The organism is Propionispira arboris (assembly GCF_900109225.1).
Classification (GTDB): Bacteria; Bacillota; Negativicutes; order Selenomonadales; family Selenomonadaceae; genus Propionispira; species Propionispira arboris.
In genome coordinates this window covers 111,712-128,288 of sequence record NZ_FNZK01000011.1, presented here as the reverse complement: position 1 = coordinate 128,288, position 16,577 = coordinate 111,712, and the positions used below count along the sequence as shown (strand labels likewise).

Genomic DNA, 16,577 nt, shown 5'->3' with positions numbered 1-16,577 from the left:
AAACTTGCTTTTATCTCTCCTAGTATATAACAGACATTATTTTGTCTTTGTTATTACCCACATCGTTAACTATATTAATTAATCAGAGACGAAAACAATCATAGTCTAATTTCTCATTACCAAACTCTCTAGGCGGATTTAATATCATAGGATTAATTAAATCTGCTTCAACTTTATTCTTTTCATCATTATTTAAAGGTTTTATAGTAGTTTCTCTTTTACCCAAACCATTTACAGATGTCCCCAACTGAAGACCTATCTTATCTGTTACAATATACCGATCGTGCATAGGTGTCTTCCCTGATGATGTGTGATATATATATATGCGAGTTGATTCCGGCGACTGATCACAAATTGATTTCCAGCTTGCACTTAAGTCATTCATATAATCTACTACGTCCTTACTTTTTCTGGCCAAAAGAATAGTTACTCTCATATCACATTTTAACACTTTTAACAATTCTAAATAATTTGCATCAAAAAATGGATCATATATTTTAGCATATGTAATTACATTTTCAATTAACCATTTTTTTAAAAAATCCATGCTTTTTTCATTTTCATCATAATGAAATATTTCCATATCTACAGAACGATAAAATTCTTGCTGAAACTCTTTCGCTGGCTGCTTAACGCCTAAAAATGTTTCAAACTTTGAAATTGTATTTACTAATTTCATTAAACCAGTATATAAAATTTCTAACTCCCCAGTTGCTTTTGTATTTGATTTTAAATAGTTTTCTACATACCAATTAATAGATATATTTACCGTTTCTAAATCATATCCGAAAACTGATTCAACCCATTTACCTAATACATCTTGATTATATAGCATTAAACGCCCTGCTTGAAAAGATGAATAAATTTTTCTTAATGATCTTGACAAAATTCTTCGATCGCTTATATATTTCTCTTTATTAATTTTTGTTGGATCGTTTGAAAGTTTCATTGAATTAACAATATTCCCCAAGTGAATATTATGAGTTGATTCATCTAATTCTGTTGCTAAAATATTAGCTAAATTAGGACTAATATTATATGCTTCTTCAATGATTTTCCCCAAGAATTCATCCTTATGCTTGATATGAATGATTGATTGAGTTAATTCAAACGATTTTTTAAGTAAAAACTCCGCAGAATTTTTATTAGATACATCATTATATGCTTTTGCAACATCATAATACCTTCTAGATCTGTCAATTTGATTAGGAATATAATCTAATAAATTTTCTGCAGCCTTTACAAATTTTTCACACCACCCCTTATTGGAATAAAGTGCATTTTTAGATAACAAACAATATATCAATGATTTGTCTGAAACATTTGCGATATTATTTACCATTGATTCAATTTCTTCCCAATTAAAAGAAATTTCTTTCCACCGTTTACCTGCACGGTCAGCGCCAGCTTCTCTTAGGCGTGTAATTTGTCCATAACAAACAATAAGATACCCCCTATGTTTAATATTTTGTTCATCCGGTAATTTTTGGTCAATCTGTAATTTTAATGTTTCAGCAATTTCAAGAGAATGTTTTTCTGGTAAAGATGCTTTTGATTTAAACATTGCCTTTTTTTCAACAAGTGCATCAACTAATATTTCAACACCATAAGAGAACATACTATCTGTTTTGATATGATTCAAAACCTCTAAAAATTTTCTAGCATCAATAATACTATTTATCCTATTGGTAAACTGATTGCTCGTGATGTCTTCATCTGGAAGAATTCCATTTATAAGATAATGTATTACATTGACTAAAACTCTATCCTTATCATATTGACTCAACACAGAAATTTTCTTGAACAATGCACTTCTTTCATAAATAAACAATAATGGAGCTGATATAAAAAGCAACTTACTTAGTGTATCATTATCCTGACAATCATCTATCATCTTATAGCAATCTTTCATTATAGAATTAAATTTTTCATTTAAATTTAATTCTAATACAAGATGTGCTAATGCACATAATAATGACATTTTGTCTATTGCTGATGGTATCTTATTAATATTTTTTTCTAAAAGGCTAAGTTTATCATTAAAATCAGAAAGATTTCTTAAGTCTTTTAGGATCTTTATACTTAATTTTATTGTTCTAACAGATGTATCCAAAACTCGCTTTTCACTATATTCACCCTTAAATATATCTGAGGATAAATACTGTATCATTTTTTTCGCCATATCTTGATCATAAGTGGATAACAAATTTACAATATTATATCCAATGTTTATTCTGGCCCATTTCGTCGATATTTTTTCTAGACTATTTATCATTTGACTATATAAATTTTCTACCTTTCTTATATCTGTTTTAAACCATTTCATAAAACACGCTGAACAAATTGCCATCGCCTTAAAATTATTAATATTTTTCAACTTATCATACAAAATCCAAATGATTTTATTATCTGGATTTTGATCTTTAAGAACAAGGTTTCTTAATACCATTGTAAATAACCAATCTCTTAAAGGAATATACGTAATCATATATATGAGATCAATTAAAAAGTTAAAATCTATTTCTGAAACCGTTTTACAACTATACGCCCGTGCAATTTCTTTAAACATATTGTTTCTACAATCACATAAATTAATTTTCTTGGCTAATTCTACAGCTAACTTATGATCATATCTAGCCAACATAATAATTAAGCTATAAACTGCATCAAAATGTTCTGATGATAAATCTAATAAATTTTTATATGATTGTTTTAATTCATTATTTATTTCAGCATACAAAGCATTATCTCCATTAATAACTCTATGAAAGCCTATTAGTAATCGTCCTAATATATTACACTTCACATCAAGCTCTGTAATCTCTATACATTCAAAATATATTGAATAAAAACGTTCCACACTACCTTGTATATTAAATTTATTCTCTGCTTCAGATAAACTAATCTCTAGTCTGGCATATTCTTCTTTTGGACTTTTAATGGCTGTTTCTTTTAGATCATCTATTAGCTTAATCGCCTTTTGGACTGCTTCTGTATTTTTAAAATACAATATAAAAATTGAAAATTGTCTTAAATATATTATGGATATAGTTTTTCCAGCATCTTCGTATAGAATCTGAATAGCATAAAAAAACACATCCGACATGTTGTCCTCATTTTTATGTTCTTCGCACCATGCTTTTAAAAGGAATAATTTTGCCGAAACATCCTGTATATTTTTTAATTGTTCAAACAACCCCGTTGTATCCATTCTTAAAATTAAACTAGGTGCATTGAGTGCTACTTCTCTTAATGAATCATTTTTTATTTCTGTTTTTAATGTTTTTAATGTTTCTAATTCTTCCCCTTCAAAATTATAATTTACAGCCAGCTTAGTGCAAAGCATATCAACTAAATTACCATTATCTATTTCATTCCCATCATATTTCGATATTTTTTTCAACAATTTTAACCCTAAATTACTGTCTATTGAAAATAAATCTGCAGCTATATTATATAAACCATCAATAATCCATGGTGTAAGTTGTATAGTATTATCCATTCTATCTACTGCATCATTTAGTGCTTTTTTTGCACTTGGTGGTAGGGTTAGACCTTTCTTCTGCATATAACTACATACTGGAGATATTAACTTCAAAAGGTCTTCTGGCAACGATGATCTTAACGCTTCATTTAAAGCTGTTTCATATTCATCAACAGATAATAAAGCTTCTATTTTATTTTCTAATATTGGATCTTCAATCAATATATTAGTTATTAGTGCATCTAATAAGTTGAAAAGAGCGACTCTTGACCAATCTTTGCTTTCCGATGCCATTTTTATTAATATTTTTATATTTCGTCTAACCAAAGACAATCCACCTTCAGGTGAAGTAAGCTGTTTAACCAAATTTTCCACTGTTAATAATTTGACTATATCATTATACTTAGAAGTCCTTTTATAAATAATAGGTAATTGCGTAAATGCTCCTTCTTGATTATCTTCTTTTAAATAATATTTTATCATGGCTGTATTAGCAACATCTTCAAAGTCTTTTAATTTAATCATTAAGAACTCTTTATAGATAGTTAAATCTAACAGTCCACTCGTTTCATCAACTTCTATCATCTGCGATTTCTTTATCATATCATCTAACTGATCTTCTTTTTTTCCGGTAATATCTAATAATAAATTCCTGTTTATTTTTTCAGGAGAAAACGTTATGATTGCTAACATGTCAAAATCAATATTTTTTTCTCTGCTTGCATTCCATGTACGTTCCATTAGTTTAGTTAAGTTATCAGGAATATTACCTTTTAAATCTTTATTTCTATTTTGTTCACTTTGGCGCTTATATTCAACGATATATCCTGCCACTCCACCTGATGCATTATATATCTCATCTATATCTTTGTCTGTTAAATCCTCTATATCATCAAAATAATCTTTTAAATTGTCTTTCGAAAACTTTGCTACTGGTAAATATTCACATTCATAATGATATTTAGTGTTTTCGTCCCCACTCAATAATACATATATGCCTTGGTCATCCCCCGTCGGTAAAAGGCGTCGTAGTGTCTCTCCCTCAAACTGATCTAAATTTTGAATACCATCTATAACAAAGAAAAAAGGTCCCTTACCCTTTTTCACCGCACTTTTAAGATCTCTATATAACGAAGAAAAACATGTTTTTAGGGTGTCTTGATCAAATGTTCCAATTTTTTCATCCCAAACTCCAGATCTATTGATATATGAGCAATGGATCATCTGATCACAAATATCACTTAAAAAGGCTTGAGGACTTGATGTACAATAGTCTTTCCCTATAAAAAAAGAAAAGGTTTTATCCGAATATTTTCTTGCAAACTGAGATAATAATGTCGTTTTCCCAGTAAAAGGTTTACCCTTTATAAAAATCATCGTTCTATCTCCATCGAATGCATCATAGATCATTTGCAAAGCAACATCGAAAAGTATTTCTTTTTTAGGTTGTTTAGGAAAGGTCGTGCAATAATTGGTCAAATTTTCCATATTAAGTATCTCCTTATAAGAACAATAATCTTATGTAAATAATTTCTTCTAAAACTCATCAAATCCTTTAAAAACAAAACATTATAGTTTTTAGTTTCAACTCGAATACTATTATTATAATTACACTTACTAGAAATTAAAAATAGAAAGATCCACACGTTTTATTATGCTGACCTTTCTACTTTACTTATCTGTTTTATTTCATTGATCTATTCTTTTCAAAGCAATTTCTGCATACCCTTCATCTTTTTCAATCCCAATGAATTGACGTTTCATTTTCTTTGCCGCAACGCAAGTAGTACCCGATCCTGCAAACGGATCTAAAACAATGCTGCCTTCAGGTACGATTTGCACTAGCTCCTTCATGAGATCGCTTGGTTTTCCGGTCAAATGAAATTTGTCACTCTGTTTTACCGGAAATTTATAGCAACCAGGAAAAGGACCCGCATGTTCATTTTTCCGGCATTTCCCTTTTGTAGCCCATACAATATATTCACATTGGTGGCGAAAATAGCCTTTGTGCGGTGCCCGGCTGCCACCGCCTTTATCCCAGGCAACTATACCGCGCCAAATTAATTCACCAATTTGCACAGCATCAGTCGACGCTGGCAGTTGACGCCAATCCGTAAACATTAAAAAATACCCGCTTGGTTTCAAAATACGATGACATTCTGAAATCCATAAATTGCACCAATGCAGCCAGCTCCGTTGATCTTTCGTATCTCCATAGAATGTTGGTCGATGCACCAGTTTAGACTGTTCATACTTCTCTGTTGGATCTTTGCTGCGTTCTGCCGCTGTCATTCCACCCGATGAATAAGGCGGGTCCGTTATTACGGCATCGACATAATTATCCGGCAATTGCCGTAAAATTTCCAAAGAATCTCCGCATAAAATCTTATTTAAATAATTGTTCATTTTTATATTCTCCTTTGTTTTTCGAAACATACGTTCTATTTAAAAGTAAAAATAAAAGCTGACGCCATCATAACGTCAGCTTTTATTTTTACTTTGCTACAGCATATCCCAATGATAGTGCCGCTATAGCTTCCCATATATTCTTTTGTGTTTTTAATTTACTCTGCAGCTTTTCCTGCTCCTGCTCGTATTTCTTGAAGGATTGATTCGCATTCTGTAATTCTTGATTGGCTATCTGCAAGGATTGCTGCGCTGCTGCTGTTTGAACTTTGAGCGTCGCTAACTGCGTTTGCAATGTTTGTATTTGATTCTGTGATTCGGTTAGTTGTTGCTTGAGCATCTCGGTTTGACTTGTCAATATTGTCGACTGTTCGCTCGCTGTCGTTAAGTCCTGATTGGACTGACTTAAGAGTGTCTGCAGCTTGCTGTTGTTCTGTTTGAGCTGTGTCAAGTTGTCCTGTAACGTCGTTAGCTGTTCCTCGGTTATTTGGTACGTCTCGGAACAAAAACCATGCGATGCAGGCAAGAGCAACAATAAGACAAATGCCACCGGCAATATAAAGATTCTTTTTAGTTTGTTCATTCAATTTTTCCACCCCTTAAAATAATTTGTACAAGATTGTACCTAATAATACGATTTCGGCCACATGCGCTGCACCTGTGCCATATTTCTGCACAATACTTTGTTCTACTGTAGAAATTGTGTTTTCTGCTTCCGCTTGTGCATTTGCTATTTTTACCTGAAGATTTTTGATTTCTTCTGAAAATAGATCTGCACCGGCGGCTTGCATTTGTGCAATAGCTGCCTCCATTTTCGCGATATCGTTTTGAACTGCTTCTGTCATTTTAATTTCTCCTTTGTCTTTTTATAGTGTACAAAATCAGCAAATAGTGGCGTCCATGAACTTGATCCGCTCTATTATTTGCTGATTTTGTGTTTCTACAATGGAATTATTCGTCGTATGAAACATTTCCGTCATACGGTAAATCATCAGCAAGATGATTGGTATGCTGCCAAATCTTTACTTTCTTCGTGGGATTTTCTGCCGAAAAATCATCCTGCGAATTATATTGAGCTGTCCAGTATGGCACGTAATCAGCAAGAGCATACGTATCAATTTTGTTTGTTAGCCATTCATAACCTGCATAAATACCAGTGTTTTTATAGCCAGTATCATTCATAGTACACAGGAATTTACTGCAAATTCCTGTGATTGTTTCTTTGTCGCAACTCCCGATCGTGTCATTGTCCTCGACATCGTACCAAATCCCCATTTCTAAGTTTGTTCCCTGACAATATTCCGTAAGCATTTCCTTGATAAATACAGCATCTTGGACGGCTTCTTCTTCACTAGTGGCTTTGGTGTAAAAATACACGCCAACTTTCATGCCTGCGGCTATTGCGCCATTAATGTTTTGAATAAAGCTGGTATCTAAAACGCACCAGCCGCCATCCGTTCTACGACCTAAACGAATAATCGTAAATTCTATCCCTGCATTTGCCGCTGCCTGAAAATCCATACCGTCCTGACAATAACTTACGTCAATACCTTTCATTCTTCCACGTCCTTTACATCTGCTGTAATAACTTCATTTTTCCATGGATGATAGGATTCAATGTCTACGGACTTGTTATCATCCAGCACCCTGTAATTATATTTACTCAATGTGCAATCATCGGCATATAGCCCAGTTACTTGATCGAATTCCAAATTATCGGGAAGAACAAAAACACCCCATCTTTCTGATTGAATTAAGGTAACTCGTTTCATATTCCATACAACTCCCTTTATTTTTTAAATTCTAATGAAGATTAGTTTTAAACTATTTTCCCTGCAATGAAACCAATTGCCAGTGCTATTGCGAAAAATACTACATTGGGCCAGTTAATAGCTATTTCCCCTTCAGCTGCCCGACCTAACGCCAAAAAGTAAAAGCCTATATATTTCATCATGTAACTCACCTCATTTCTTTATTGATATGGTTTATCTCCATCTCCACTATTTTTCCAACTGTCCATAATATATTTAAGAACAGCCAGCAATCCCGCCCCTCCAAGCGTTGTAAATCCATCCCAACAACTTTTTAGATCAAATTTTGTATTAAACAGAGCATTTGCCCAGTATCCTATCGACCAAAATAAAAATAGCAGCATAAATGCCGCTATAATTGCTTCAATCATATATTGTTGTATTTTGTTCAAACCGCATCAACTCCTTAATGGTGAACAGCACCATACATTGCAATGGCTGTCGTAATTACCCACGCAATTATACTTTTACTACTGGTTTGATTTTTCTCTCGTTCTTCCAGCATCGTTTCGACCCGAGCTAAACGATCCGATAAATTATCAATTTTATCAAACAGCCTTTTAATTGCCTCATCTGACACATCTCCACCACCTTAAACTGGTTTTATTGGCCATATTGGATTATCTAAATCAGCGCAATTCGTAATATCTCGAAGTGCCTGCCTGTATACTTGCCATTCGTTATACTTCGCATCGCCTAATCTTGTTTTCGCTGACAAAGTGTCTGTCCAATCAGAATCAACTAGCAATTTATCACGTTTTTTACGAATAAGCATTAATTTTTCTTCGACTGTTGGAACATATGGCGACTTTTTCTGCGGCTTGCCATCGGTACCTTGAATATATTCATTTGTTGCATACAGTTCTTGGTCTTCATCTGATATTTCTATAAACCCACTATCTATATACTTTTGCTTTTCTTCATCTGTTTCGAAATGAATACCTTTGACAATGGAAGTTATTCTATTGCCGCTAGCATCAAATTTTGCTAAATATTTCATAAGTATTTCCACCTCGTTACCTTATTACCAGCCAACTACTATATAAAAGCAATTATTATCCGTTGAATTTGTGCCTGCGTAAATCCCAGTTTCATCAAAATATTTTATACCTACTGATGTGTAATATAGATCACTCGTAGGTGTACCATTCGCATAATATACTGATAGATTAACGGACAGGCATGCATTTTTAAATCCTATCGGGAATGCTGTCTTTGTATTCCACCCAGAATTTACCTTCCATCTTCCCCATTGGACAATAAATCCGTTAAAAAATTTCACGTAACCATTTACTCCTAGGTTTTGCGCCACAACACCGCCAGCAGCCGCTATTAATTGTGCCGCTGTAGATCCGTTTAATAATGATGCATTAGAAGCTGTAGCCGCATTACCTGATAACGCACCGGAAAAACTTGATGCTGTGACTTTTCCGGTGAATGTTGGCGAAGCTACTGGTGCCTTTGCATTAATCTGAGTTTGTATAGGGGAAGTAACTCCATCAACATAATTTAATTCTGTAAGAGTAGCTGTTATACCATCTAAATGATTTAGTTCAGTTGCCGTAGAACTTATTCCTAATGCCGTCAAAACTGCCGCCGCTGTTGTTGCTCCAGTACCACCTTTTGAAATAGGCAGAGTCACTGATAATGTTCCTGCGCTTGTTGCGGTAGCCGCATTTCCTGAACATGCCGCCGCCGTCGTTGCTGTTGCCGCATTTCCAGTACATCTGGCAGCTACGTCGGCATTAGTAGCTTTGGTAGCATTATCTGCCATCGCAGCAGTTGCCACTTTGCCAGTAATGGCTATTGTAACTTTGTCATTTGTGGTATCTGGTGTAAGTGCAATATTTGTTCCCGCAACAAATTCTAACGTGTCGTCTGGAGCATCCGGCTGCAGCGTTAAGTCGCCAATTTTTATATCAGCAAATACGTTTTGATTTACTTGTGCATTTTCAGCAATTGTGTCTAATTTTTTTTTATCGACATTGCTCAGAAATCCGTCAGAACTTGGCGTTGCTGTATCATGTCCATGTACTTTAGGCGCCATATCACTCGCCATTTTCCCATTTAACAATCCAGCATTCAGATTGTTACATTCGGTTCCGTTTGCAACGGGGATATTTCCATTGTCATTCCCAACATCCAAGTTTTGAACTGTTTTCGCATTGACAATAGCATCGTTTATAATCGCTTCAATCTGCGCACGTTGTTTTTCTGGAAACTCAGCAAGAAAGCCGTCATTTGCGGGAAAGTTCTTATCATATGCCATATTTCGCCCTCCTTTTTGTGTCCAAGTTGGACACCATTATTTTTGCATAAAAATAAGAGGATACATTAATATCCTCTCGCCCGCCAGTCCATCGTTCCACCGACATCGATGTTTTCTAAATTATAGATTTGTGCATGAAAACCCGTTTTGTCGCGGTTTGTTATTTCTACATGGATTTTTTCACCAATTGCATACGGTGTAACGACTGGATCAATATAAAATTCACGATCGTAAGAAATGCGAATACCGCCGACTGGCACTGTGACGGTACCTGCTTTTTCAACATCCGGTAAATCAATATAGATCTTAAAGGTATTCACTTCCGGCGTTTGCTTTGGATCGGACGTCGCAAAATTAACGCGGGTTTCAACGTATTGAAATTTAAATAAGGATGGAAGAAAGTCTTTCCAGATCGTCCAGTTTGTTCCGTCGAGTGAGGTTCGCATTTGTACAACAGCAGCGGTATCGCCTCTATATTTCACTGTACTAAGGAACTTTATGCTGATGTTTGCCGTGATTATTTTTCCTACATCAATCTGCTTGCAGGAATAAACGCCCGTTGCTGGATACGTCCCATCTGTTTGTTTAAGCAGCCTGAGTACATTGAGTCCGCCGACTTCATCAAATTCAAGGGTAGGATAGTCACTCCATTTTCCACCAATCGTTTGCCAGTTAATTTCAGATTGGGCGAATTCTGTATTATCAGCTGTGCCATCTTTGGTTTCAATTTCATCAAAAGCCTGCACAATATTTTTTTCGGGTAAATCGACAATATCAATATATACCGACGTTGCATTGACGGAATACTTATTGGATCGATTCACAGCTTTAATGTGGTAATGGTACCAGCCTTCAAAAGCTACTTTGTATTTATAGCTATTACCCGTGATATTCGTTGCTATAATTGCCCCATATTCAAAGGTATAGCCTTCCCGAATTTCATAACCGGTTACATCATGTTCATAGGCTTTATCCCAATATAGTTCCACATATTCGCCGTTTTGCTGCACAATGAAGTTTTCTACATCTTGCGGTTCCAGCAAAGCATACAATGTCCCGCTTGCTTCCGCTGAATAGAACTTTGCTTTATTTACAGCTTTTATCAATACTTTTACATTGCCAGTTGTATCATCCGGTCGAAATTGATAGTTTGTATTGGTTGTTGTAACTAAGGTTTTCGCCGTTTCCCACGTCCACCCGTAACGAATTTCATAATACAGTAAATCAATTTCTATAATGCCCGTCCAATTTATATTGATGAGAGATTTATCATTTTCGTCTTGCGTTAACACAACATCCGATACCGGCGCCGGGTTCAAATCGAATATACATTGAAAATTTGCTGGATACAGGCTATAGTAACCGGCATTTGAAATGGCTTTAATCCAATAATTATAGGTTCGCTCTTCTGAAATACTAACATCGCAAGAAATCCCTGTGACATATTGTGCAATCACGATAGAATTTTCCCAGCTGCTGCCTTCGTGAATTTCATAATGATTTACATCGCCACTCATCGGCGCATCCCATAAAAGGTGTACGGTTGAGCGCGTCGTTATAGACTGCCCGCCTTTGAAGTTTTCAACATCATACGGTTCAATCATGATCGTTTTGGTGATATTCGAAAAGCCGCTTTCCCAACCAGCAACCGTGACAGCAGAAATTGAAAGTAAATAGGTCCCGGATACTTTGACGGACCAGTTTGTTTCCAGCCCTTTGACTTGCTGAATCAGCACCCTGTTTACGTAAATGTTATACCCTGCAATATCGAGTCCTGGACTCGCATCCCAGCTAAATACAAAAGAAGATCGATCCAGCGTATTTTGCATTATTTTAAAATTCCCTGGGGTATCCGGTCGAAGCACAATACTTTTTATGACAGTGTTTTCATGGACACTATAATAACCATTGCTTGAGACCGCCTTGATCATAAAATATTTCGTGCCTTCTGTTAGCATTTTATACTCAAAGGACGTTGCATTGAGTTGTGCAACCACCGTTGCCGTATCCCAATCAATATCACTACCGATACGAATTTCATATTTTGCCGCATGATCCGCGGCATTCCATTTCATGACAGCATAACTCCGATCGGTATCTTTTTGCACAACCGTGAATTCCGTTACATCATTTGGTTCTACAACGACATTCAATTGTACCGTTGCCGCTGTATTGGATTGATTTCCGCTATTATCAACGGCATAAACTGCAAAGATATATAGACCGGTTCGAACAGCTGTATAAACATAATGATTACTCATGAAAATTGAACTTGGAGCATTGTTAACGAAAATCCGATATCCCTTTAAGTCAATATCGGTTACAGCTGCCCAATCGAGTATAACTTTTGTATGATCGTTGGGATCGATCGTAGCAACAAGCCCAGACACATCACTTGGTGGTGTGTCTTTTCCTGTTACATAAAGCGATGCAATTACGCCTTGCGAATGAAGGCCAGACGCAAAGACAACGACCTTAACCCAATAGGTTCTAAGCGGCGTAATGGAATTTATTGTATAGCTCATATCCATTGTTCTGGAAATCATATCCCATTTACTGCCATCTTGCGAAACGTAAATGATAAATTCATCTGCATAGTTTTTCGTCAAATTCCAATTCACATGAAGCAACGAAACATTGATTCCATCTTTTCGTCTATAATTTTCCTCGCTTAACTGAAGCTTTTCTACTTCAACCAAATTGCTGTCCGGCGGCGTATAATCTACAATCGGATAATTCAAATCACCGGAATACACACCTTCCGAATATTCAGCAAGGCTCAGTTTACAGTTTAAATCACCTTCTTTGGTTATACCGACAATCCTAAATTTCTTGACGACCTTATCGGTTTCACCGAAAAAATAAGTATCAAATTGTTGCGGGACTGCTTCAAATGGTGTTGCAACTGTAAACGTATCGGTTGTACGATCTCCCACCGGCACGATGTTTTTTGTGACAATCGTATCGTCGGATAGCTGCAAAATTACCTGGTAGTTTTTGTCTGCCGTTACGGATACCGTTTTATCAAAACGGACGGTGTTGGTCGTAGCATTTAGGATACGTCCATTTACAATCCCAATCTGACTAACCGCATGCGCATACCCTACAATATCGCCATAACTGCATACAAGCGCATCAATGTTGGTATTCAAGTCAATAAATTGCGTTATGAGCAGGTTATTTGCCAAAGAATACATACCTTCACGATAGGCTTGTGATTTTCGTTTGACACCTTCCAGTGTTAGGGAAGCCGGGCTTTCATCTGCTTCATTGTTGGTACTCCATGCGGAAGATCGAACCTGAAACTGTGTGTTTTTAAAATCATTGTCACTATCGGAATAAATAACATCAATGGACGATGCCCGATCCGCAATAGCAGAAAATTTGCCGGATACACTGCTCATGGTTGTCCGACCTTCGCCGAATACCTGCACCATATTCCCTGGCTTATCGCAAATAATCCCTATATTATTGCCACGCGGCATGATGACCGAATGTCCGACCGTTGCCGCTTTTTGTGCAGCAGCATAACGCTTTAGTTCCGTGTCATAAAAAAAATCAAACTCAAAACGATTTTCCAAGGTACTTTTATCACTACCAGTAACCTGACTATCTGAATATGCTGCCGCATCCACCCATTCATCCCAGCAAGCCGACAAGCGGGATTGATCTACACCAAAGACATGATATTCCATCAAACCTGTGTTGATGTTTTTAATATACTGGCACTGATGGTACACATCATAAGCCGCCCAAATTGGATTGCGTGCGGATCTCGTTTCATATTTTGAGGTTTCAGGGTTCCATACATTAACGGTATTTCTAATTTGCCGCCATGTAACGTCCGGTATTCCACTTGATAATTGATTTGTCGCGAGCATCCGCAAGCCGACTAAAACTTTGCCCGGTCTTGCATAGGTTCCCGGACTAATCGCCGTGAGCATGGACCAGGTACATATATTACAATGCCTTGAGCCTGTTTTTCTCGATACCATAATCAGTTTTACATCATATTGCCCAGCTTCCAACCCATTTATCCGTGTACTTTTTCGCAAGGCTGAACTTTGTGCGGCCGTAATAATAAATGCACTGCTTGATACAACGATGGTATAGGTTTGTTTTCTTAAAAAGCCATTATGCCGAATTATTGCCGGCATGAATTTTATAAATCCGTTATCGTAGGGGGTTCCCGAAACAGCATCTGCCGTTCGACCACTTACAGAGCCTGTGACAGAATAACTATTAATACCAGTGGCTGTTATGCTCCATGTTTGTGGTGGTGCAGACGGATAACAGGTCGCATCTGCTATTGTACTGGACGCCACCGAGCTATCGCCCGTAAGCCATGCAGTGTCACCTGTCTTTCGATAAAAAACGCCAATTTCAACCGTTTCATTTCCGTATGAACCATCATCATTGACAAAATACAGCCCGCTTGTGAATTCAACAACCACTTCAAGGCTGGTTGCTATGTTACTATCACTCGTTTGAACGAGTCCCTTTTCTGTTACTTCCAGACCAACCGCTTGATCCAGCGGCGTGTCTGTGAAAAATGAAATAGGTTCTTGATCATTGGTTCCCAGTCGGGTTTCCATTTGCACATCTGTATAATTGCCTATGCTTGTTGAGCCTATTTTTATATCGGTAATTGCGTCAATCGGTCCCATACCGCCACAAAGTAATAGGTTTAAATATTGTTTGTCATTAATGGTTTCCACGTGCCGTTCTAAAACCTGCGGGGCTGGTATACATTCTCCATAGGTCATACCAACCACGCCCCCTTCGCCCGTAACGATGGAAGGTGTTGACCATCCATAGGTCTGTGACGTACTGGTTTCAGAGGCGGCTTTTGCGGTATTATTGGGAACAACAGCATTAATGATTTTCCCGCCGACATACATCACCGCACCAGCGGCTAAGTAGGCAGACAGCGTGCCTTTGGCAATCCCGCCAAAAATCCCGCCCGCTGTGCCGGTTATAATCTTACCGGCAAATCCCATAAGCCACATCGAGGCAACCATACCAATGATGCTTTTTAAAGAGCCACTGCCCACATGAGCCATAACAATAATTTGATCACCATCCGCTGGATAGCTCAGGTTTGGAGCGTCTACAAAATTACCGTTTAAAACAAATTCTATTTCTGTATCCGTAATATAGTCCGTTAGGACATTACCCTGAACAAACTCGATCTGTTCTATTTCTCGTTTCGTTTTATCGAAGGGGTTTTTTAATTTTACAACTTCGAGCACATGTTTTCTCCTTTCTGGATATAAAATCCAACAATCAAACTTCGCCAGCTTTTTATTTTTTCAATGACAACCCCTGTTGTTTTATAGGCATGAATAAATTGACCGTTTCCGATATATACCCCCACATGATTTGCCCAAGATTTATCGGAAAGCCGAATGACTACAAGACAAGGAACACAAGGCTTTTCTAATTTCTGCCACATTGTTTCCTCTTGTTTCATTTGCTGACCAATCTTCACAGCATCCATTGCCGAAATGGGATACTCAGGAAGTGTCTGCTCATACATCAAATACACTTTTTTCGCTAAACCCCAGCAGTCATATTCAGTTGGCCCACGCCCACCATCTTTAAAGGGACGTCCTATTAGATCGTCAAACATTGTGCATCACCTACTATTTTGTAATCCTGATTCCCCGCCAAATCGCTTTGGAATTCGACATGTTGCAAGGGTATTATCGCAAATATCCAGTGAGCCATTATAGCCGCACTGGATATTTTTAAAACGAAATGGACAAAATTTTGTCATATAACGCCAGATAGGAAATCGAAAAGAATGATCATTGGATGCTCCTATCGAAAATGTGACCCATTCTTCTGTATAGGATGTCTGTTTCACTACAAAGTCCAGTTCAATCTCAGGAATTGTATTATCCAAATGCGCTGCATGAATGACCATTACTTTAACGTTAGCATCACAAAACCCGCGATATCTTTGGACGTAGCCTTGAATCAATCCTTGTACATTTGATACTTTGAGATTTACAGAGGGTATTTCTTTTCCATCTTGTGTTGTCAAATTATCAAAGTCGAAAGGAAACCGCTGCCATGTTTCACCATTCCACTCACAATCTACATTATCTCGCACTAAGCGTATCGGCTCATCAATACCAGCTACAACCATTTCAAGCACAATTAAAAATGGTTTATCATTTGCTAATTTATTTTTTTCGAGTATACCTGCTGTTGACCATAAATTCATCCTTACACCTCTTCAAAGGATAATGATCCACGATACCCTTCATAATATGGCTGCCAGTCACCTTTGGCCGAAAATCTTACTATTTTTTGAATGCCTTTATATGGACCTTCATACGGCGTGAAATAAAACATTCCGGCGGTACCGTTTACAAGCCGCCAAAAATCAATCAATGCAAAATACTGTTCTTCTGTTACACCTCTATAGGTATACGACCAAGAACCCGGCATTCTCGAAGCACGCGGCCTTGTGATTTTGTAGTTTGCATCCGTTGTTGAGGAGATCGTACTATCCTTAAAATCTTCCTTAAAACTAGAACTATCTGTTTCGGGAATAACAGGTTCGGGAAAATCACTTAAAAATACAAGCAATGCCATA

General features: G+C 36.8%; 15 protein-coding genes. All 15 read right to left on the bottom strand.

Annotation, left to right across the window (positions count from 1 at the left end; genetic code table 11):
- Positions 1-82 precede the first annotated feature (82 nt).
- The 15 genes from BMY14_RS11890 to BMY14_RS11830 all read right to left on the bottom strand — a co-directional run bounded on the left by BMY14_RS11890 (position 83) and on the right by BMY14_RS11830 (position 16,576).
- Positions 83-4,972, bottom strand: coding sequence for an ATP-binding protein (locus BMY14_RS11890; protein WP_091832016.1), 4,890 nt, complete (start codon positions 4,970-4,972; stop codon positions 83-85).
- A 201-nt stretch (positions 4,973-5,173) separates the two neighbouring features.
- Positions 5,174-5,890 (bottom strand): DNA-methyltransferase, encoded by a 717-nt coding sequence (locus tag BMY14_RS11885; RefSeq protein WP_091832013.1) that lies wholly within the window; start codon positions 5,888-5,890, stop codon positions 5,174-5,176.
- 88 nt (positions 5,891-5,978) lie between these two features.
- Positions 5,979-6,473 (bottom strand): hypothetical protein, encoded by a 495-nt coding sequence (locus BMY14_RS11880; protein ID WP_091832010.1) that lies wholly within the window; start codon positions 6,471-6,473, stop codon positions 5,979-5,981.
- A gap of 16 nt (positions 6,474-6,489) precedes the next feature.
- Positions 6,490-6,735, bottom strand: coding sequence for a hypothetical protein (locus BMY14_RS11875; protein ID WP_091832007.1), 246 nt, complete (start codon positions 6,733-6,735; stop codon positions 6,490-6,492).
- A gap of 106 nt (positions 6,736-6,841) precedes the next feature.
- Positions 6,842-7,447, bottom strand: coding sequence for a GH25 family lysozyme (locus tag BMY14_RS11870; RefSeq protein WP_091832004.1), 606 nt, complete (start codon positions 7,445-7,447; stop codon positions 6,842-6,844).
- Positions 7,444-7,662 (bottom strand): hypothetical protein, encoded by a 219-nt coding sequence (locus tag BMY14_RS11865; RefSeq protein ID WP_091832001.1) that lies wholly within the window; start codon positions 7,660-7,662, stop codon positions 7,444-7,446. The genes BMY14_RS11870 and BMY14_RS11865 overlap by 4 nt, the downstream gene beginning before the upstream one ends.
- Positions 7,663-7,709: 47 nt before the next feature.
- On the bottom strand, positions 7,710-7,844 hold the full coding sequence (locus tag BMY14_RS21030; protein WP_281246437.1) for a hypothetical protein: 135 nt from the start codon (positions 7,842-7,844) through the stop codon (positions 7,710-7,712).
- Positions 7,845-7,862: 18 nt separating this feature from the next.
- Complete coding sequence (locus BMY14_RS11860; RefSeq protein ID WP_091831999.1) at positions 7,863-8,093, bottom strand: hypothetical protein; 231 nt, start codon at positions 8,091-8,093, stop codon at positions 7,863-7,865.
- A gap of 14 nt (positions 8,094-8,107) precedes the next feature.
- Positions 8,108-8,281 (bottom strand): hypothetical protein, encoded by a 174-nt coding sequence (locus BMY14_RS20575; RefSeq protein ID WP_177177578.1) that lies wholly within the window; start codon positions 8,279-8,281, stop codon positions 8,108-8,110.
- A gap of 12 nt (positions 8,282-8,293) precedes the next feature.
- Positions 8,294-8,701, bottom strand: coding sequence for a phage tail assembly chaperone (locus tag BMY14_RS11855; protein ID WP_091831997.1), 408 nt, complete (start codon positions 8,699-8,701; stop codon positions 8,294-8,296).
- Positions 8,702-8,725: 24 nt separating this feature from the next.
- Entirely contained in the window at positions 8,726-9,970 is a 1,245-nt protein-coding gene (locus BMY14_RS11850; protein ID WP_091831994.1) for a gp53-like domain-containing protein, read from the bottom strand.
- A 65-nt stretch (positions 9,971-10,035) separates the two neighbouring features.
- Positions 10,036-15,222, bottom strand: a complete 5,187-nt coding sequence (locus BMY14_RS11845) for a phage tail protein (RefSeq protein ID WP_091831991.1) — start codon at positions 15,220-15,222, stop codon at positions 10,036-10,038.
- Entirely contained in the window at positions 15,207-15,602 is a 396-nt protein-coding gene (locus tag BMY14_RS11840; protein WP_091831987.1) for a C40 family peptidase, read from the bottom strand. The genes BMY14_RS11845 and BMY14_RS11840 overlap by 16 nt, the downstream gene beginning before the upstream one ends.
- Positions 15,603-15,608: 6 nt before the next feature.
- On the bottom strand, positions 15,609-16,202 hold the full coding sequence (locus BMY14_RS11835; protein WP_091831984.1) for a DUF1833 family protein: 594 nt from the start codon (positions 16,200-16,202) through the stop codon (positions 15,609-15,611).
- Positions 16,203-16,204: 2 nt separating this feature from the next.
- Positions 16,205-16,576 carry a hypothetical protein gene (locus BMY14_RS11830; RefSeq protein WP_091831981.1) on the bottom strand — a complete coding sequence of 124 codons (372 nt, stop codon included), beginning with the start codon at positions 16,574-16,576 and terminating at the stop codon, positions 16,205-16,207.
- Position 16,577 lies beyond the last annotated feature (1 nt).